Consider the following 20,457-nt stretch of genomic DNA (forward strand, 5'->3'; position numbering starts at 1 on the left):
CGGCATTGCCGTCATCCTTCTTCTCTAAGAACCTTTCGGACCGATGAATTTAATTGCCTATGGTCATTTACAACTTACACACTGCTCACTTCTTAGATAAACAATCCTCACGCTGAGGAATGTTCTTGATCAACGGCAATTCTGCTTTAGCAAAAACACTGCCACCAACCCAGCGAGGATCTTCGGCATAACGCCATTCAGCAGGTCGAATAGCATCGACACCGTTCCAGTGACTTTCGACTTGCTGATGCTGCAAACAATTGAGAGCAAGTCTTATCGCAGTGCGACAATTAAGTAAATCTTGTCGAACTAATTCTTTTAAACGATTTTCCTTGCATACTACAGGGTTTCGTAATCCTTCAGTTAGGGGACGGGCAATACAAGCAGGCACAGGTGTGACAAGATGAATCCAATATGAACTCAACCTCGGCGTAAAGAAGGGAACAGGTATCACATACCGCTTTTGAAGTCCGGCTTCTTCTGCATAAATGTCCATTAAGCGCTGGTAACTGAAAACATCCGGTCCTCCAATATCAAAAACTTGTCCAGTGGTGTCATCTTGTTCCAAGCAACCAATTAGATAATTGAGCACGTTGCGGACAGCAATTGGCTGGCAGGGCGTACGCACCCAAGCTGGCGTTATCATCAATGGCAACCGCTCTACAAGATGACGTAGGATCTCAAAGGAAGCGCTTCCGGAGCCAATTATCATTGCAGCCCTGAGTGCAGTTACAGAGATAGGACCACTACGCAGGATTTGCAACACCTCATCGCGAGAGCGCAAGTGTTCGCTCAAATTATCGTTTCTATCACCCAAGCCACCTAAATATATAATCCGTTTTATATCGGCTGTTTGTGCTGCAGCTACCATATTGTGGGCAGCACGGCGATCTGCCTCCGCAAAATTTCTATGCTGTGAATTCATGGAATGTACAAAGTAGTAAGCAAGCTCGCAGCCATGCATTGCCTGATTCAATTCTTGCAGGTTCATCACGTCACAGGACACAAGTTCAAGATTTTCATGACCTGCCCAGGTGCATCGCAACAGCTTGTCCAGAGAGCGCGACGCGGCCCTTACTCTGTAACCGGCATTGAGCAATCGAGGCACCAAACGCGCCCCTATATAACCTGTAGCACCAATTACCAAAACGGTCTTGGACTTATCCATTCGACACCTCCTTTCATACTACCCTTTAACCTCCGCAAAAGCAGCCAGTGCTCGGTTGCGAGCCCAGGCATGATCAATTATATTTTTGGGATATGTGCTTCCTAATTTGACACCGGCTCTCTCCAATTCGTGTTTCGGCGCCAACCAGGGCCGATGAATCCATTCATCCGGTAGCCTGGATAATTCGGGCAGCCATTGACGCACGTAGGCACCTTTGGGATCAAATTTTTCCCCTTGCAAAACAGGATTAAAAATTCTGAAATATGGCGCGGCATCAGCACCACAGCCCGCTGTCCATTGCCAGCCAAAGGTGTTACTTGCCAAATCGGCATCGACCAGAGTGTCCCAGAACCACTGGGCGCCGTGCTTCCAGGACACTAGCAGGTCTTTGGTCAAAAAAGAGGCGACAATCATGCGTACGCGATTATGCATCCAGCCAATTTTCCAAAGCTGCCGCATGCCGGCATCAACGATTGGAAAGCCAGTCTGTCCGTACTTCCAACGCTCAAAAGCGTGATCATTGTCGCACCAAGGAAAATCTTGAAACTGTCGGCGCAGTGGCAACTCGCTGGTTTCCGGAAAATTAAAGAGCACATGATGAGCAAATTCCCGCCAACCTAATTCTTTTAAATACGTTGCCACATTTATTTTTGCCTGAAGATGTTTTCCAGCTACGGTAATTGCGTGCCATATTTGCCGTGGACCAATTTCGCCGAAATGTAAATGCGGCGACATCATTGAGACGCCGTCTTGGTCTGGTCTGTTTCTTCCTGTGGCGTAATGACTTAATCCTTTGCTCGTGAAATTGACTAACCTCAAAAAAGCCCCTGTTTCACCCGGTTTCCATGTTGAACTCATTCCGGAGGTCCAATTAATTCGAGGCTCCAGTTCAAGTGCTTCCAGTGGCAGCGACGCAATTTCAATTTCAGGAAATGAAAGTCGCTGCGGGGCGCCAATAGGGAGTGACCGTTCACTTCCGGCAATCAAATTATTCCAGAATTGAGTAAATACGCGAAAAGGATTTCCGCTCTGAGTGCGCACCATATGTGGTTCATGCAACAAGCTGCTGTTGAATGACTCAACTGATACACCACGACTGCGCAGAACAGCCTCGACCTTGATGTCACGGGCCCATGCATATGGGGCATAGAGCCTGTTATAGAATACTGAGTCAGCCCCGGTTATCTTGATGATGGAAAGTAGCGAGGCAATAGAATCACCGTTGCAAATAATCAGTCTCGAACCCAATTTTCTAAGCTCCCGATCCAAACTCGACAGGGATTGGTGCAGCCACCAGCAACTGGCGGCTCCGGCGGACCAACTACCATCCTCTTTCGGCGCGTGAATATATACCGGTATCACATGACGTGAGACCAAAGCAGCTGCAGTCAGCGCCGGATTATCCGAAAGCCTTAGATCAAGCCTAAACCAAACTATACTTACAGAGGACATACATGTCTCCTGCCAAATTGCTTTTCTTCATCTTGAACAAGCTGGGTGAACCGAGGGTGAACAATCACTCAGGCGCACTAAGTCGATATCCCCTATGCCTTTCCGATTCAATAAGAGATGGCGAGCCTTGTACATCTATGGCTCTTCGTAATAACTTTATATGCGTCTTCACTGTCTCGAGCGAAACTAGAGCCTCGTCGTGCCATACCCGCTTCAACAAAGCGTCGGCTGTAAAAAATTGCCCCTGATGTCTGATGAGGAATTCAAACAGCTTAGCCACCATTGGTCGCAAGTGCAACTCCTTTCCCGAACGCGAAGCCATTCGAGTAGCCGGGTTCCAAGTTATGTCACCAATCGTCATAACAGGGTCTAGACAAACCGGCGGCCGGCGAAGAAGCGCACGAAGTCTAGCGGCAAGAATTTTGTTCTCAAATGGTTTAGTTAAATAATCATCGGCGCCTACATCCAGACCTGCTTCAATATCTTCATCAGAGGTCCTTGCTGTCAGCATAAGAATAGGTGTCGAGTTGCCGTGAGCTCTCAATCGACGGCAAACATCAACCCCACTAAGTCCGGGCATCATCCAATCCAAAATGATTGCGTCGTATTTATTTACTCTTAGTAGATCAAGCGCTGCTTGTCCGTCTCTTACCGACTGCACAAGAAAGCCGCGATTAGCCAAAGTAAGTTCAAGTATTTCCGATAACTCGCAGTCATCTTCAACTAATAGAACTTTAGACATAATAATACTTAGATCTCTCAGACAACACCCGCATATTGAGTATTCTACATCGAGAGCTTCATGTCAGTTGTTCCAATTCGAACCAAAAAGTACTTCCTTCGCCCAGCCTGCTGAAAACACCGACTTTGCCACCATGAGCTTCCACTATTGCCTTACAAACAGCCAGTCCCAAACCGGTGCCACCACGGCTCCGGCTATCGGGAGATTCTAGTTGTTGAAACTTGTCGAAAAGTTTATTTATATCTGAATCTGCTATTCCCGGACCAAAATCAGTCACTTCCACACGCGCCCATTTATCATGCGAAGTCAACCTGACATCGACCTGAGCACCCGGTTCTGAAAATTTCACGGCATTACTTAGCAAATTCTCCAACACTTGAACTATCCGTTGCCCGTCGGCGTTTACTGTCGGATTTACCTGGCACTGACAACAAATGGTAATTGATGCAGTTTCAGCAACCGGCTGAAACTCCGCTACTGTACTGTCAACCAATTGCGCCAGCGACAAGCGCTGACACAAGAAGCGAAATTTGCCGGATTCCAATTTTTTGAAATCCAAAATATTTTCAATCAATCTCCAGAGGCTATCAGCCGCATTTGCTGAAATGCTGATGAACCGTTTTACCGACTCATTTATTGGACCTGCTTCACCGTCGGCGATAACCGACAGCGAACTTTTGATTTTAGCAATAGGCGTTCGCAACTCATGTGAAACAACAGAATAAAAATCGGAAATCCTCTCCTCTGCTTCAACGCGTCGCGTAATGTCATGCTGAATACCGACAAAAGCAACCAACCTATTTTCGCTATCACGCACCGGTGAAATTGTCAGCTCATTGAAAAATCTCTTACCATCCTTTCTGTAATTGCGCAAAACCGCAGAGACCGGTCGTGCCTGTTCTAGAGCCAGGCGGATTTCATTTAGCGCAGGTTGATTTCTGTCATCTGCCTGCAAGAAGCGGCAATTGCGTCCTAATATTTCCTCAGCTTGGTAACCGGTAATTTCGGTAAAAGCAGGGTTTGTATAAATAATCGGGTTGTCTGCACGATTAGGATCGGTAATAACCACGCCATTGCGCGCTGCCTCTACAGCCTGAAACATCAAGGTCAGCTGGCGGGAATCATCAAAGTGATCTTTGAGAAACATAAACTCCGTCTATCGATTACTAACTAGACAAAATCTACCCAGCCCGGAGCTAATGCAAGCACTTGGTTAACCAATGTTATTTGCCTGCCGAAATCAATTCGAGGGTTTTAGAAGGACAATAATACGATTGACTAATCACCATCAAATAGGTGCAAAAGGCACAAGCTTACGTTGCGCTTGGATTAGTTTAGATTCCGTGCGCCCTGGACTAGGTTCTATGTCCTCTGTCGATTGAGTGAGGGTAAACAACTCAAGTAAAGGGCATAAGGCAGAAGCAGCGGTATTGCATGCCGTTCATATGCCCAACCAAAAATATACGGCAAAGAATACGCAGCAACCAGTCCGAAAAAGTTAACGGCTGCTTGCCTGGTTGCAGGCTGTCCCCACAATTGGAAAGTCAATATGAGAGCCGCCAGTTGAATTGATCGATTGGCAAGCATGAATGTGACACATGTCCATGCCATCCATCCAGATGGATTCATATCGCCGTTTTTCGTTGGCGTGTTGCGCACCTCGCCAAAGAGAATCCAGGACCGGCGAATAAGCAACTCCAAAAAGTTCTTGGGGTGAGTAGTTATCCAGCTGAGACCAAGCTTCATGAAGTGTGAATCGCGCTCCCATTCGTTTTTGAAATTATTTGCTTCAGCTGTAGCATCAATATATGGCGGAGCCATTGGCACCCTGTCGACACTTAGTGCCGGGTAATTGACGTAATTCCAATTGTTCTCTGCTCGCCAACAATAAATTCCGGTCAAGGAAGTTCCGATATTAAATGTCCCAGTGAATTCGTTATCCCCCAACAAAGCACGGACAGCATGGTTGGCACAGCTGTTACTAAAGCGACCTTCAAAGATTTTTCTGAAATGCCACGAGCTATTGCAATCCAAACGGCAACAAAAACCATGCTGCTTTTGATCAGATACTCGACTGCCGCCAATACCGACAGAAGATAAGGGTGTTTATCATTGGCTTTCGTTTCTACAAGGAGAAGCGCTGTGGTTACCGCAATAAGTTGAATTAGATAACCTTCTTCATAATCAACTGAACCGGAGTGAAAAACGGTCTGTGGTGTCAAGAGCGCTATGGCTATTATCAACAGCCCAAGCTTTCCGATTTGATGGCGTTTAACAAACATCGTGATTGTTGAAAACAAAATTGCATTTAGCACTATGTTTTTTATGCACATCGCTAATGCAAGACTGTCACTCAACCGATAAATGATTGCTAGAAAGATTGGAATTAGCGGCATACGACTAGCCGATGCATGTAAATAATCAGTCCATGGATCAAACGCTATTTTGAAAGAGCCGGACTCAGCTAAATGCGTCGCCACTGGACCAAAACCAAAGCCGATATCGAATATCGTGCCCGATAGGCTTTTGCCATGGCAGTAGTAAATGACCATTTGCAAAAGCCAATAGAAGATTGTCACCGACAAAGTAAGCATCTTCCTATCCTACCCGTTCACAACTCCACTATGGTCACCACAACACTAAACTCCGAAACCTTCTTGAATGGTCTAAGACATAGTTATAGTCTTGCCCCAAACGGGTTGTCGAGTGTCCACAACATTTTCTCCTCTAGATGAATATAGCCGAGATCATACTGCATAAAGCTAACTCAAATACCCTCATCCTGTAGACGCGACATAGATCTCGTGTGGTCGTTCGTCGTTGAGTTTTTCTACCAACACGTCAAACTTTGCTTGTTGTTGAAAGAGATTACCTCCTTTTGGGGCGCGTAGCTTCCTTCTTCAGCGTTAAGTACATTTGCTCATGTCCGTCATTTTGCTGTGGGTTTCCGGGCTTAATGCGTTCGATGCTAATGCCCAAACGCAACCACCAAAAGGAGAATGGGGAAGTTTTCATCTGACCATGCCAATCAAGGAATATTGCAATAAGATTGGGGAGTGCAGCCAGTGCAGATCATTATTGAAGTTTGGTGAGACTCAGTAATTGCTCGGGATTCCAGAATTTCTAAATCCAGCGGACGAGACGTCGAGTTGCCGAAACCTTTCCTTTATTTCAGGTATAACGGCCCAGGCGGCTTTCTCTCCTGCATTAATGGCTTGCCTGGCATCTTTGACTTTTGTAGAAATCAGACCGATGCCATCAACATTTGGGTGAATGACAAAATCTGCTTTCTCGAGCTGGACCGCGTCACTCGAGGCAAGTTGCAGGGTTACCAGTCGCTTAGCCACACTGCCAACTGCCTTGAAGCTCTCAAGCGGCACCGTGCCGAATCGTTCATCGACATTTACTGCGATGACTATATCAGCTCCCATCGCTCTGGCTACATCAACAGGTATATTGTCGACAACACCGCCATCAACGAACAGTTGATTGCCAATCTGTACCGGTTCCCGCAAACCTGGCACCGCGGAGCTGGCCTGCAAGGCATAACCAAGGTTACCCCGGTTCAGCACCCAAGGCTTGCCATCAACGAGATTCAGCGCAACGGCAGCAAAAGGAATTCTCAAATGTTCGATATTGTGTTGGTACTCCGGCACAATTCGGTCCAAATATTTTCTTAACGCAGCGCCATTGTAGAGACCGTCGTATTGGTTGTGAGCAACAGTGCGAGGCAAAACGCGCACAGGTGCAGTGGCTAGAGACAGCGTTAAAGGAACATTCATGACGGATCTCATTAGAGATCCGTCTTCAAACATGTTTTGTAGAGAGTCGGGACTTATTCCAGCACTAAATAACCCCCCAATTATTGCACCCATACTGGTTCCGACAATCATGTCAATTTGAACGCCAGCCCTCGTCAGGGCACGCAATGCGCCAACATGTGCCGCCCCCCTTGTGCCACCACCTCCCAACACTAATGCGACCCTTGGTCCGCTGCGAAGGAAAGGCGTATTACCGATTTTCCGCAAGTCTGAGATTGGAACACCTGCCGGATCAATTGATTGTCCTGCACAGGCAAGTTGCATCAAGCTGACTGAGGAAATTGCGGCAATGATAGCGACAAAACGGACTAGGCGCCGATTCAATCTAGATTGTTCCCCATCCCTCAGGCTCATAGTATCCATATTCTACTCCGGTATCGACCAGAGCTTAAACTTAAAATGTGACAGCCAGTTAATTGACCGACCGTTCGGACAATGATTTAATAAAACAAGTAACCCGCTGGAGGATCGACAAATGGCTCAAGATGAGCGCTATTCCAAGCAAAACGTGGCAGTTTCAGAATCTTCAATAGTGCCCTCGCCGACAGTTCAAACACACATGCCAAGTCCTGAGCAAATTCTTGCCGACACGGAAGCGGCACCGAAAATTCTGGATAGATTGAATATCTTTCCATTTGACTGGCGTGTAGAAACTCCTCGCTTGATGGAAATCTATGAAAGCTCACGTGACCCAGGCTGGTCGCCAAGCAAACTACCGTGGGACACCCTTGATGTCAGCAAATTTACACTAGATCAGCGCTACGCAATAGCTTACTGGTGGACTCTACTATCCGTATTCGACGCCTCAGGTCCGGCAGTGTTTGCCCGAGCCATGATTCATGCCTACGAAGTGCATGAAGAAGATGCCATACGCAAATGCTTCTTTGCAGTAACCCGCGATGAAATGAATCACGAAGAAGTTTGTGGACGCGCCATTACACTAATGACACAAAATGGTCCTTTAGGATACGAACCGGAAACGCTACTCGGCAAATTGGCTCGCAATAACATTGAATGGCTCTATCACAATGGCGCTCGTTATTGGACCGGCTACAAAAAGGCTGTTGAACATTACCCAATGCCGATTCTTTTCAGCTCCTTCTTATTTGGTGAAGTAGCGTCATCGACTCTCTTCCACAGCATGTACGAAAGCACTGATATTCCCGTATTCAAAGAAGCTTTCAAAAATATCGGCCGCGACGAAGGTCGACACTTGAGTTTCTGTCTTGCTCTTCTAAAAGAAATTCTTCCTCGATTGAGCGAAGAAGACAAAGACATGATCACCAAGCAATTCCGTGCCGGCTTCATATTCCTGTCAGGGATTCTCTACGAGCCTCCAAAAGAATTTTGGCAATTGCCTGATACGTTTCTTCCCGCTCAGCGCTTATTGGAGGAGAAAGCACGCGAGGCAGGCTTCAACATCTTGACACTCGAACAACGCCGCGAGAATTGGCGAACTGCTGTGGTCAGACTTAAGACTATCGTCGAGCCTTACGGCATTAAGTTTCCTGCCTTACCGGAAGTAGGCATTGATGGCGAAGACGTGGCGTTTGATGCAGACAAGATAGTTCCTATCTTTTAAATATGGTTAGACCTCGCGCTGACAATTATGATGAGCGGCGGCAATCCATTCTCGATGGCGCAGCAGAAATGTTCGCCCAGCATGGTTATGACGGCACTTCCATTGCCACCATCGCTCGCCACTTAGGTGTGTCAAAGGCGCTTCTTTATCACTACTACCAGTCAAAAGAGGCTTTGCTTTTCGACATTCTCAACTTGCATTGCGAATTGCTAGCCGACACAGCGGTTAGTGCTGTAAAAACAGAGACGGTCCCCGAGAAACAATTGCAGGCAGTCGTTCGAGCATTGATGCGTCTGTATGCAACATCTAGAGATAAACACGTCGTGCTCTTGAATAACTTGCATTGCCTATCATTGCCGCAACAAAAGCAAATTAAAGACCTAGAGAAGAAAGTAGTACAGGTAATCAAAGACCTGCTTGCCAAATTGCAGCCACAATTGAAGCCTACTGAAAGATCAGCAATGGCCATGTATCTGATGGGAGCAATCAACTGGACCTATACTTGGTTTCAGTCCCGTGGCGCCGTATCGGAAAAAGAATTTGCTGATCTGGCTACGTCATTGTTTCTCAATGGTATAAACAATTCATCGGCATAGGGCATTTAACTTGAGGGAATTCACGGAAGTCCCTCAAGGATACAAGGACGACAGAATGGAAGAAGCCTTTGAAACCCGTGACCGGCAGCGACCGTTGAAGGTGTACGTCACCCCAACGGAGCGCCAGGGATGGCAGCCCGTCACCCGCTCCCTGTGCGCCTGGGGCCTGGTGCTAAGCCTGAGCACCGGCGCCTCGCAGTCCGTTTGGTCAGCCGACACCCCGACCGAAGGCTGCGGGTCCCCGGTGCTGCACGGCACCGTTATCCAGACCGAATGCAACCGTCCGCAAAGCCCGAGCGTCAACAAGGCGGATGTGTGTGTGGTGACCCCGGGCACGGTGTTGGAACTGGTTCTTTCCACCGAGATTGCCGCCGACGAGACCGTGGAAGGCGATCAGTTCTTCGGCAAAATCAGCAAGGACGTGCTGGTGGATGGCCGGTTGGTGATACCCAAGGGCACAGTGGCGCACGGGGTGCTGAGCACTCTTGAAGGGCCGAAGCGAGCCGGACGCAATGGCTACATCAACGCGCGCTTTGATTATTTAATAACGCCTGACGGGCGTGAAGTCCCGATTGAGGGCAACAGCACCACTCGGGACTCCAAAGGCACGGCCGCAGCCAAAGTTGTCGGACGCGCGGCGGGCTATACCGCCATTGGTGGCGTGGTAGGCACAGTGATGGTGCTGCAATATGGTGGTCTGGCGGCGGCGGTGGCCAGCCACGGGTACGACCTGGCGGGTGGAGCGGCCATTGGTGGTGCTGCCGGGCTGACAATCGCCATGCTGACCAAGGGTAAAAGCGTCATGCTCCAGCCCGGCGCTGAAATGCACGTCATACTCAGCGAGCCGCTGCAACTGCCCACCATGAACATGCCCGATGAGACGGCGGAAGATTACAGCATCCCTGGTCTGAAGGTGAAGGTGGCGGGTATGCGCATTGACCGGCGCCCGTGCGGCGGAGTGGGCGAAATTACGCTGACGCTGGACATTTTGAATCAAAGCGAAAATACGTTCTCCGCATTTGATATCGGACTGGAGGACGAGCGGGGCAACGTGTTCTTCCCCTCTCCCATTGGCGATACGAGCATGTGGTCCAGCAAAATCAAGCCCAGAGGTCACCTCAAAAACAACATCACCTTCAGCGTGGACAACGTCAAAAGCCGCCACAAGCTGGTGTTTTTCAAGCCGTATTCCCGTGAACCGCTGGCAGAATTCGCCCTGACCGATGCCATGCTGGCAAGCGGCAAAGTCAGCTCCAAAGTCCACTGAAGCGCGCTGGCGACTGGCGTTGCCAGTAGGAACCCACAAATTCCCCACAATGTTTCTGTAACCTGACGGTGAAAGTAACAAACAATGGATGATGAAACTGTTTAAAACACTGACACTGTGTTGCAGCGCCTCACTGCTCGTACTGTCTATATCAGGCTGTCAGGTGGTGCCTGACAGCAAAGAAGCATCGCATACAACTGTCAAAGACCTTGCGCTGAATGATGAAGAAGCATCGCATACGACTTACCAGGTCAGTAAACCCCTTGTCAAAGACCTAACGATGAATGATGAATATGTCTGTCAGATTAGAGCCATACAGCATATTGAAATTCGTTCATTAGAGAAGGGATACCTGCAAAATGTCCTGGTAGACGAAGGAGAAGCTGTTCGTCAGGGACAATTGCTTTTTCAAATAAAGCCTAGTGTCTACAAAGCCGATGTTCAAAAATCAGAAGCAGAGGTTGAACTTTCCAAAATTGAGCTGAAGAATAACCAGGCACTTGTTGAAAAAGATATTATTTCTGACACTGAAGCCGCCATGTCTGCCGCCAAGCTGGCTAAGGTTCAAGCAGAACTAGAGCTAGCCAAAACGCATTTAGGCTTTACTGAAATTCGAGCCCCGTTTGACGGGCTGATAGGCCGCTTCGGTGATATCAGGGTGGGCAGCCTGCTGGAAGAAAACCAACTGCTGACGACCTTAAGCGATACCCATCGACTTTGGGTGTACTTCAATGTGCCCGAAGCTAAGTACCTGGACTACATGAAAAACAGCGGGAAGGGTGTTTCTCAGAACGTTCAATTGGAACTCGCCAACAAGGAAATTTATTCTGAAACTGGAACGATAGAAAACATTCAGTCGGACTTTAGTAGCACCTCAGGCAATATTGCCTTTCGAGCGAGCTTTAGTAACCCACAGGGACTGCTGCGTTACGGACAAACAGGCAAAATACTATGGCCCAAGAAGATCAATCAGGCGGTCATTGTGCCCCAAAAATCCACGTTTGAAATTTTAGATAAGCGCTTTATTTTTGTTGTCGATAAAGCAGGGGTGATTCACGAACGTGAGATTAAAGTGGCCCATGAGGCACCCAACATTTACATTGTCGCCTCTGGAATAACCCCTGATGAGATGTACCTGCTTGAGCGGCAGAACAAGCTGGATAAAGGCGACAAAATCCGTTACCAGCTGATTGATCCCCAACGTGCTATTGAGGACTTAAAACTGTATGCAGAGTAGTTTAGGTTGGGCAAGCTATGTTTCGTAACATTCTTAAACGGCCGGTACTCGGGATTGTTATCTCAGTTTTAATCGTTTTCCTCGGCTGTTTGGCCGTCGTGCAACTTCCTATCTCACAGTTCCCCCAAATTGCGCCAACCGTCGTCGAAGTCTATATTGCCTACCCCGGTGCCAGTGCCGATGTGCTTACAAATTCGACGCTGGTACCACTGGAAGCGTCCATTAACGGGGTGCCGGGCATGCGCTATATGGCCTCTGATGCAACCAGCGCCGGTGAGGCCACCATCCGTGTGATATTTGAACCAGGTACAGACCCCAATCAGGCGGTGGTTAGTGTCAAAATCCGGGTGGATCAGGTGCTGAATCAATTACCTCCTCTCGTTCAGCGAGAGGGTGTCATCGTTTTGCCCATCCAGTCTTCCATGCTGATGTATGTGAATTTATATTCCGACACCGACTCCTTTAAAGAGCAGTACCTTTTTAATTACGCCTATACCAAGCTGATACCGGAAATTCAACGGATTCCAGGGGTTGCGAAAGCAACCTTATTGGGCACCAGAACGTATGCCATGAGGCTGTGGCTTAAACCTGATCGCATGCGAGCCTACAACATCTCTGCTGAAGAAGTGGTCGAGGCCGTTAAAGACCAGAGTCTTATTGCCCGCCCTGGCCGGCTCGGGCGCAGCTCGGGGAAAAAATCCCAGTCTACTGAATATGTGCTCAATTATCTCGGCCGCTATTCCGAGCCTGAGCAGTACGAAAATATTATTATCAAAAGCTCCGGGTTTGGTGAAATGGTCAAGCTTAAAGACATTGCCTCCGTGGAGCTGGGCAGTGAGTTTTATGATATTTACACCAATCTGGATGGAAAGCCCTGTGCGTCTTTGGTGCTGAAACAGACGGCCAATAGCAATGGCAGGGAAGTCATCAAAATGGTCAAAGACAAAATCAAAGAACTCTCCAAGGCGTTTCCAGACGGCATACACGTCGAGTACGCCTACGATGTCTCTAAGTTTTTAGACGCCTCGATTGAGCAGGTAATCGACACCATCCGAGATGCCTTTATTCTGGTCACGCTCGTCGTCTTTCTGTTTCTGGGGGACTGGCGTTCCACCGTCATTCCTGTCATTGCCGTACCTATTTCATTAATAGGTCCCTTTTTGGTGCTCTCGATGTTTGGTATGTCCATTAACCTGATTACCTTATTTGCTTTGGTACTGGCCATCGGCATTGTGGTAGATGATGCCATTGTGGTGGTTGAAGCCGTCCACAGCAATATGGAGAAAAACCCGTCGCTATCGCCTTATGCGGCAACACAAAAAGCCATGAGCGAACTGGGAAGCGCTATTCTGGCCATCACGCTGGTGATGATTTCGGTGTTTGTGCCAATAGCCTTCATTCCCGGCCCGGTGGGTGTATTTTACCGGCAGTTTTCCATCACTATGTCTAGCGCCATTATAATTTCGGCGTTGGTGGCATTAACGCTAACGCCTGTTTTATGCGCCATGTTTCTTAAAAACCATGCCGGTCACAAGCCCTCTTTTAACGTATTTCAATGGTTTATTGGGCAATTCAATGCCCTTTTCGAAGCATTCACCCGTGGCTACTTGGGGCTGTTAAATCGTATCGTCACAAAAAAAATAATGTGCCTGGGGGTCATCCTATTATTTGCTGCCGGCATTTTTTATATGAGCCAAAATGTTTCCTCCGGCTTTGTCCCGAATGAAGACCAGGGCACCATCTACGCTATTGTTCAAACACCACCGGGGTCTACGCTGGAGTATACAAACAAAGTAATGCGCCAGCTGGAAAAAATGTGCAAAGTGGTTGACGGGGTCGACTCGGTGACGTCGATGGCGGGCTTCGAAATCATGACAGAAGGCAGAGGCTCCAATGCGGGGACCTGTCTTATCAACCTCAAAAACTGGGAAGACCGCAAACAAAACGTCCTTGAAATTATTGAGGAATTAGAGCATAAAGCTGTTGGGTTGGGAGGCAGGGTTGAATTTTTTGAGCCGCCGGCCATTCCCGGCTTTGGCACTTCCGGCGGATTTTCCTTGCGGTTACTGGATAAAACCGGCGATCTCCGCTATCAGGAGCTGCAAGTGGCTACTCAGAACTTTATGCAGGCCCTGAGCAAACGCAAAGAGATTTCAGGGCTGTTTACCTTCTACAATGCGTCCTACCCGCAATATGAAATCAAGATCGATAACCAGTCGGCCATGCAGAAGGGGGTTTCCATAAAAACGGCTATGGAAAACCTGGATGTTCTAATCAGCGGCTCTTATGAGCAAGGTTTTGTTAAATTTGGCCGGTTTTTTAAGGTCTTTACCATGGCAGCCCCTGAATACACAAGAAATCTGGATGATTTGAAGACCCTGTTTGTCAAAAATGAGCAAGGGGAAATGGTGCCCTACACGTCGTTTATGACCCTGGAAAAAACAAGAGGGGCCAATGAAATTACGCGCTATAACATGTACAACTCTGCTGCCATTCGGGGATTCCCGGCAAAAGGGTATACGTCTGGCGACGCCATTCAGGCTATCCGCGACGTGGCTAAAAACACCCTGTCCCGCGAGTTCGACATTGCCTGGGAAGACCTGTCCTTCGACCAAGCGAAACAAGGTAATGAATTTGTTGTTATTTCCGTGATTGTTGTGCTTTTTGTCTATTTAGTGCTGGCGGCCCAGTACGAAAGCTTTGCACTACCTTTGGCTGTACTCTTTTCCTTGCCCGTCGGTATTTTTGGCTCCTTCTCAATGCTCAAACTGATGGGCCTGGCCAACGATGTGTATGCACAAATTGCCATTATTACCCTGATTGGACTCTTGGGTAAAAATGCTGTATTAATCGTCGAGTTTGCGGTTCAAAAACGCAATGAAGGTTTATCGTTGCGAGACGCTGCACTGGAAGGCGCCAGAATGCGGTTTCGACCTATCCTGATGACGTCCTTTGCCTTTGTCGCAGGGCTTATCCCCCTTGTGTTGTCTGAAGGCGCAGGCGCAGTCGGGAATAGAACCCTTGGTTCATCTGCCATGGGTGGGATGATGACAGGCACCATCATCGGCGTGTTGATTATTCCGGGGCTCTACTTTGTTTTCGCCACCCTGGTTGATGGCAAAAACCTGCTGAAAGATGAAGTACATACCAGTATCACGGACGCCATTGCAGGGATTCAAAAGAACCGTTGGGAAATACACAGACATCTAAAAGGACAACTTAAATTACTGATCAAAAAAATGAAGCCTAAGAATTAGTCAGTCAACCATGAGCGGAATAAACAGAAAAAAAATTGTTAGTCTTTTAACACCCATAGCTCTTATGGGAGTCCTGCAAGCACCTGTTTTTGCAAAATCATGGATTCATCCGCTTAGTCTGTTGGAAAGAAAGCCGACATTCAACGTACCAAAGAAGTATGACACTCCGCTGCTGAAGGGCTCTGTTGAAGTTGATAGCGCGGCTACTATTAGCTGGCGGCATTTTTTTTCTGATCCTTATCTTGTCTCCCTGATTGAAACAGCCCTGGCAAATAACCAAGAATTCAATATTGCAATACAGGATATTGAAATTGCTGCCAATGAAGTGAAAGAAAAACGAGCTGAGTATTGGCCTAAAGTCGGCTTGGGGTTTGGCGCAAGTTACATTAAGCCATCCGAAAACACCCAGGAAGGCGTGTTGGATAAAATTATTGTTGAGAGAGGTATTATTAATAACCCGGATTTTAACCTGAATCTGGGTCCGTCGCTGAGCTGGGAAGTGGATATCTGGAAAAAATTCAGAAATGCCAAAGAGGCAGCCAGACTGCGTATGGTGGCACAATATGAGGTCCGCAATTTTCTTATTTCCAGGCTCGTTACTGAAATAGCACGCAACTATTATGAATTAATGGCTCTGGATACGTCTTTGAAGATACTGGATGCAAACATCAGCATCCAGGAAGCGGCTTTCCTTAAAATGCAGACCTTGAAGCGTTATGCCAAAGCGAACCAATTAGGGGTCAATCGGTTTGAAGCCCAGTTAAACAACACTAAAAGCCAGCGGTTTGAAACCAGTCAAAGAATTGTTGAAAAAGAGAATCGTCTGAAGTTCCTCTCCGGTATCTATAATGAAGCGCCAATATTGAGACACTCTGACCAGTTTATGGCGATTCCGGTGGATGAATTGCAGACGGGTGTGCCTGCTCAGCTTTTGGAAAACAGAGCCGATATTCGTCAGGCTGAAGCGGCGATTAAGGCGGCAAAGCTCGATTTAAAAAGTGCCAAGGCCCAGCTATACCCCAACGTGACGATTAGGGCAGGTACTGGCTTTTCGGGGTTTGATCCTCAACTGCTGTTTCAACCACAGTCGTTGTTATACAATGCAATGGGTGACTTAATGCTTCCATTGATCAACCGAAACGCAATCCTTGCACGAATACAGACAGCCGATGCCCACCAAACCCAAGCGGTTTTGACTTATGAGCAGACTTTACTAAAAGCCTACACCGACGTTCTTAATCAGGTGTCAAATATAAGAAATATGCAGCAGGCTTTTGATAAAAAAAACCGAGAAGTCGTATTGCTTGAGCAGTCTATCGGTACGGCAAACATGCTGTTTAAGTACGCCAAGGCGACTTACATCGAAGTGCTGCTCGTCCAGGAAGAGGCACTGGAAGCCGAAAAAGAACTGGTTGAAGTGAAAATGAACCTGGTCGGGTCCAGAGTTGACCTCTATCGAGCACTAGGGGGCGGCTGGAAGTAAGTAGTAGACCTATACTTGGTTTCAGTCCCGTGGCGCCGTATCGGAAAAAGAATTTGCCGATCTCGCCACATCACTCTTTCTTAATGGTATAAACAATTCACCCGCATAAGAGGTTTTCTATTGTGAGTTCAAGAACGCCGTTGCTACTCTCTACGCTCTGCTTGTTGTTACTTAGTAGCACGTCTGGTGCACTCGCCGACGAAACCGAATCATTTTTAAGAGGCGGGGTTGCTAGTAGTCCGTCCGAACTCACAGTTCCTGCAACATTTAAGGTCGTCTTTTTTGAGCCGCTTGATCTTCATAAAATGCATACAGGCACAGAAATAAGCGGTCGTCTAAAAGAAGATTTGAAAGTTAACAAGAATGTTGTTGCCCCTGCCGGCTCCATTGTTACCGGCTACGTTCAAATGGTAGATAAGAAAGGTAGCGATGCTGTCGGCATAACAGAGGAAAAGCGAAAGCATTCGGGCTACAGACTTGTCTTTGACGAAATTATTCTCAGTAACAAAGAGCGACTGAAAGTACAGGCGTTGCCTATTGAAACTATCTCAGTCTTCAACAACAAAGGTGAATTTCGCTCGATAACAGTAGGACCTGGTGGAGTAATTAAAAAAGTTGAGTCGCTAGATGTAGTCGAATCTGTACTTGATATAGTGGTTTCACGTTCAATGGTTGAACGTGGAATGTACTTCAAGAGAAACGATGAAATTGAAGTTAGGCACAATTATTTAGGTTCCGAAAGAGTTGCAAGCAAGGCAGAAAAGAGCAGACGAAGACAAACTGCTATCAAGAAACAGATAACACTCTAAGAATTCTGCACCGTATTTGCACTCAAAAAAACTGAGGGTTCCCACAAACCCCAAAGCCCTCACAAAATGGCGCCTTCGGAGAGATTCGAACTGCCAGCACCAAACAGTAAAAGCTCGATAGTCAAAATCACACTAAACTCTGAAGGTCGGATGCCGGCTCAAAGAGAACCCCACGCTCACTAGGTCGCAACAAATTCCTGATGAATTGTTGTTCTCGCTTATCTTTCCTTACGGGAATAACAACATGATCTTGTCTACTTTCCTTATGTATTGTCCACATTTCAGACTGTGTGGGCGCCCGTTCTGCCACCGCGGACACTATTGGGAAAGCAAAGATACACATGCTTCCCCATAAACAAGATTTGGCAAAACTGGCCGACAATGATTTCATGGTGACCACCTCCTGCCTACAAGTTAAATGTCAGAAGTCATTACTTTATGACTTTATGCAAAACGCTGGCGATTCAAGCCGGGCCACATATACAACCGGTTGGGTTCCGCGGGCTCGGGCGTGAGTAATCCTAGAGCCTGCATTGTCTTCCTTGCCCGACAGCTTACATACGGATTGCTATCCTCCAATAACACTTTCAAAATTTCACAAGGCGTATTTGGATCTTCCGCCAACCCATGTCTCACTGTCGGATCAGTGTCATGAGCCAGCATACGGATCATTTCCAAGGAGGAATTGGAATTGGTTGCAACCGCTAACCGAACATCCGAATTCTCGTCCTTAGATAGATATTCCAGAACTTCTATCGGTGTTCCGGAATTTTCGGCAATCCGCATTCTTATCTTGTGATCTTTATTGTGAGCCAGGAGTGCCAACTCATCCAACGGCGTTTCCGGACACCCAGCTTTGAGATAATCTTCAATCCAATTCATACCTAACATCGAAATCACCTCCGCGCCTCCATAGTGGAATGATTTTGTTGTTTGTGTATTTCGTAAATTAATTCGCTAATCAGAAAGCACCTTTCTCTGAGGCGGCAGTACCTTTGTACTGCCGCCCGATCCGTGCTTTAAGGCCAGCCTGACGGGCCGGCAAGTTGTATAAACAGTATTCAGATTTTCAAACCGATCAAGTAGGGTAAACCAACCTCCTTCAAATAGTCATGAAAATGGTGATTCAACTAACTCAAACGGAAGGAAACTGAAGCCTTCCAAGAATTTTTATAGCAAAAACCTTTTTACCGGTCAAGAGTTTTCAGCATTTTTTTGTGCCGCCTGAAACCCAGTCCACCAGCGAATATTTTTCATGGCAGGTTTAAAAAAAAGTGTATTTTCAAAGCCGGGTGCATCGCAATCAGTAAATTATTTAGTGGATACGAAATCCAATTTTATGACAGCGTTATATAGAAGGAGGCGTAAGTTATGTTGCTACAGAGAATTGCAGACACGGATCTGTTCAGCTCTCTTAGAGACATGCAGCGGCTTCAGCAACAGTTAAGTCGCTTAATGTCGGTAGAGAAATGGCCATCGACTCAAGAATTCCCACCTATTAATGTATGGACTTCCGAAAACGGAGCGATCGCCCGCACGGAAATCCCGGGGATAGATCCAAACGATATTGAGATTTCGCTAGTTAATGACTCTCTTACAATTAAGGGATCTAGAAATCCCGAAATCGTCCAAGAGGGACAAACATATCATCGCCAAGAGCGTGGACACGGTCAATTTACCCGCTCGCTCCAACTTCCATTTAGGGTGGAAGCTGATGAAGTGCAGGCTCATTTTATTAATGGTGTTTTGGAAATCACCTTGCCGCGGGCCAAAGCCGACCAGCCACGGAAAATTGGCGTCATATCAGAATAGTATTTCTTCTCTAACAAAGGAGGATTGTTATGCCTACTGAATTAATGGAGACAAACAAAGTCGAAGCCGTGCAAAATGGCACAGAGCAGACCAGAACAAATAAGGTGTTCATTCCAAGAACAGACATATATGAATCCAAAGATCATTTGCTACTTATGGCGGATATGCCTGGCGTGAAACAAGACGCAGTCGATATCACACTTGAGCACAATATACTCACAATCTACGGTCGAGTAGAACCGCCAAAGGTTGAAGAATTTGGCTTAACTTATGCCGAGTATGGCATTGGTGACTATCGGCGCGTTTTTACTTTGTCAAATGAAATTGACAGAGATGGAATTCAAGCATCAGTGAAAAACGGCGTACTCAAATTGGTACTGCCCAAGAGTAAAAACGCCATCCCGAGAAAAATTACTGTGCAAACCGCATAAAAGCCGGTTTCAATCTACACAACGAGCTTTTGAGAAGGAGGTTTCGATGAGTTACATTTCGAAGTATCCAGAATCTTTTGCCGTTCACTGGGCAAAATTCGGTTTACTTATATTATTGCTGGCCTTATCTCTTTTTTTGGCCAGTGGTCAGATGCTACATTCTTACGCGGCAGACAGTGGCAATACTAATAACATCACCAAAGATAAATCCGGCGAGCCCGTGCGTATCCACTCGGGCAAATCAAAGCATGACCAAAGGCCGTTGGATCTGGATTCCACTATTAACAAGATGCGTGAGTCGGCATCGAAATTGAGTTTACCATCCAGCATGTTTGAGCCGTGGTGGCGGACAATGTTGCATGATCCGGACGCTGATTGGCTTATGAGAAATTTTGATGTGATGTCATCAAATCCGGATAAGAACTGGGCATTTCCAGTTGGCTTGGGTGCATACATTCCACGACTCGATACTTCTGAAACCGCCGATACAATTGAGATCACCGCTGAAGTTCCTGGTATCGATGAAAAGAACCTCGATGTGACCGTAACTGACGACTTGGTCACAATAAAAGGAGACAAGAAATCAGAAACTACACAAAAGGCGTTGAAGGACGGCAGCGGATTTCAGGCTATAGAAAGAGCCTATGGGTCTTTTGAACGGACTGTTGCTCTTCCCTGCAAAGTACAGAGTGAAAATGCTCAAGCTAGTCTAAAAAATGGTATCTTGACCATTATGATACCCAAAAAACACGCCCCCAAAAGCGAGGGCAAGAAACTAACCATCAAAAGCGAATAAGATG

Annotated in this window: 18 protein-coding genes; 10 read left to right on the top strand and 8 right to left on the bottom strand. The window is 47.1% G+C overall.

Annotated elements, in window-relative coordinates; translation table 11 throughout:
* Nucleotides 1-85: 85 nt before the first annotated feature.
* The 7 genes from K2Y22_02990 to K2Y22_03020 form a co-directional block, all read right to left on the bottom strand.
* Nucleotides 86-1,168: an NAD(P)H-binding protein gene (locus tag K2Y22_02990; GenBank protein MBX9877399.1), complete on the bottom strand. Its 1,083-nt coding sequence runs from the start codon at nucleotides 1,166-1,168 to the stop codon at nucleotides 86-88.
* A gap of 18 nt (nucleotides 1,169-1,186) precedes the next feature.
* Nucleotides 1,187-2,620, bottom strand: coding sequence for a DNA photolyase family protein (locus tag K2Y22_02995; protein ID MBX9877400.1), 1,434 nt, complete (start codon nucleotides 2,618-2,620; stop codon nucleotides 1,187-1,189).
* A gap of 64 nt (nucleotides 2,621-2,684) precedes the next feature.
* Nucleotides 2,685-3,362 carry a response regulator transcription factor gene (locus K2Y22_03000; protein MBX9877401.1) on the bottom strand — a complete coding sequence of 226 codons (678 nt, stop codon included), beginning with the start codon at nucleotides 3,360-3,362 and terminating at the stop codon, nucleotides 2,685-2,687.
* A 58-nt stretch (nucleotides 3,363-3,420) separates the two neighbouring features.
* Entirely contained in the window at nucleotides 3,421-4,509 is a 1,089-nt protein-coding gene (locus K2Y22_03005; protein ID MBX9877402.1) for a PAS domain S-box protein, read from the bottom strand.
* 215 nt (nucleotides 4,510-4,724) lie between these two features.
* Nucleotides 4,725-5,264 carry a hypothetical protein gene (locus K2Y22_03010; GenBank protein MBX9877403.1) on the bottom strand — a complete coding sequence of 180 codons (540 nt, stop codon included), beginning with the start codon at nucleotides 5,262-5,264 and terminating at the stop codon, nucleotides 4,725-4,727.
* Nucleotides 5,261-5,956, bottom strand: coding sequence for a hypothetical protein (locus K2Y22_03015; protein MBX9877404.1), 696 nt, complete (start codon nucleotides 5,954-5,956; stop codon nucleotides 5,261-5,263). Before K2Y22_03015 ends, K2Y22_03010 begins: the two co-directional genes overlap by 4 nt.
* A 501-nt stretch (nucleotides 5,957-6,457) precedes the next feature.
* Nucleotides 6,458-7,507: a patatin-like phospholipase family protein gene (locus K2Y22_03020; protein ID MBX9877405.1), complete on the bottom strand. Its 1,050-nt coding sequence runs from the start codon at nucleotides 7,505-7,507 to the stop codon at nucleotides 6,458-6,460.
* Between the two features lie 151 nt (nucleotides 7,508-7,658).
* Between K2Y22_03020 and K2Y22_03025 the strand changes: the two genes are divergently transcribed.
* The 7 genes from K2Y22_03025 to K2Y22_03055 all read left to right on the top strand — a co-directional run bounded on the left by K2Y22_03025 (nucleotide 7,659) and on the right by K2Y22_03055 (nucleotide 17,414).
* Complete coding sequence (locus K2Y22_03025; protein MBX9877406.1) at nucleotides 7,659-8,765, top strand: hypothetical protein; 1,107 nt, start codon at nucleotides 7,659-7,661, stop codon at nucleotides 8,763-8,765.
* 2 nt (nucleotides 8,766-8,767) lie between these two features.
* Nucleotides 8,768-9,361, top strand: coding sequence for a TetR/AcrR family transcriptional regulator (locus K2Y22_03030; GenBank protein MBX9877407.1), 594 nt, complete (start codon nucleotides 8,768-8,770; stop codon nucleotides 9,359-9,361).
* A gap of 55 nt (nucleotides 9,362-9,416) precedes the next feature.
* A complete protein-coding gene (locus K2Y22_03035; protein MBX9877408.1) occupies nucleotides 9,417-10,628 on the top strand; it encodes a TrbI/VirB10 family protein in 1,212 nt (403 codons plus the stop codon).
* Nucleotides 10,629-10,794: 166 nt separating this feature from the next.
* Nucleotides 10,795-11,865: an efflux RND transporter periplasmic adaptor subunit gene (locus tag K2Y22_03040; GenBank protein MBX9877409.1), complete on the top strand. Its 1,071-nt coding sequence runs from the start codon at nucleotides 10,795-10,797 to the stop codon at nucleotides 11,863-11,865.
* 17 nt (nucleotides 11,866-11,882) lie between these two features.
* Nucleotides 11,883-15,122, top strand: a complete 3,240-nt coding sequence (locus K2Y22_03045; GenBank protein ID MBX9877410.1) for an efflux RND transporter permease subunit — start codon at nucleotides 11,883-11,885, stop codon at nucleotides 15,120-15,122.
* A 10-nt stretch (nucleotides 15,123-15,132) separates the two neighbouring features.
* Nucleotides 15,133-16,605 carry a TolC family protein gene (locus K2Y22_03050; GenBank protein ID MBX9877411.1) on the top strand — a complete coding sequence of 491 codons (1,473 nt, stop codon included), beginning with the start codon at nucleotides 15,133-15,135 and terminating at the stop codon, nucleotides 16,603-16,605.
* A 122-nt stretch (nucleotides 16,606-16,727) separates the two neighbouring features.
* Complete coding sequence (locus K2Y22_03055; protein ID MBX9877412.1) at nucleotides 16,728-17,414, top strand: hypothetical protein; 687 nt, start codon at nucleotides 16,728-16,730, stop codon at nucleotides 17,412-17,414.
* A gap of 444 nt (nucleotides 17,415-17,858) precedes the next feature.
* Here the strand turns inward: K2Y22_03055 and K2Y22_03060 are convergent, their stop codons facing one another.
* Nucleotides 17,859-18,296 carry a HEAT repeat domain-containing protein gene (locus K2Y22_03060; GenBank protein MBX9877413.1) on the bottom strand — a complete coding sequence of 146 codons (438 nt, stop codon included), beginning with the start codon at nucleotides 18,294-18,296 and terminating at the stop codon, nucleotides 17,859-17,861.
* A gap of 489 nt (nucleotides 18,297-18,785) precedes the next feature.
* On the opposite strand from K2Y22_03060, the gene K2Y22_03065 reads away from it, so the two are divergent.
* The 3 genes from K2Y22_03065 to K2Y22_03075 are packed head-to-tail and all read left to right on the top strand — an operon-like array spanning nucleotide 18,786 to nucleotide 20,453.
* Nucleotides 18,786-19,226 carry an Hsp20/alpha crystallin family protein gene (locus tag K2Y22_03065; protein ID MBX9877414.1) on the top strand — a complete coding sequence of 147 codons (441 nt, stop codon included), beginning with the start codon at nucleotides 18,786-18,788 and terminating at the stop codon, nucleotides 19,224-19,226.
* A 29-nt stretch (nucleotides 19,227-19,255) separates the two neighbouring features.
* A complete protein-coding gene (locus K2Y22_03070) occupies nucleotides 19,256-19,657 on the top strand; it encodes an Hsp20/alpha crystallin family protein (protein MBX9877415.1) in 402 nt (133 codons plus the stop codon).
* Nucleotides 19,658-19,703: 46 nt separating this feature from the next.
* Nucleotides 19,704-20,453, top strand: a complete 750-nt coding sequence (locus tag K2Y22_03075; protein MBX9877416.1) for an Hsp20/alpha crystallin family protein — start codon at nucleotides 19,704-19,706, stop codon at nucleotides 20,451-20,453.
* Nucleotides 20,454-20,457 lie beyond the last annotated feature (4 nt).

The organism is Candidatus Obscuribacterales bacterium, assembly GCA_019744775.1.
Classification (GTDB): Bacteria; Cyanobacteriota; Vampirovibrionia; order Obscuribacterales; family Obscuribacteraceae; genus SBAT01.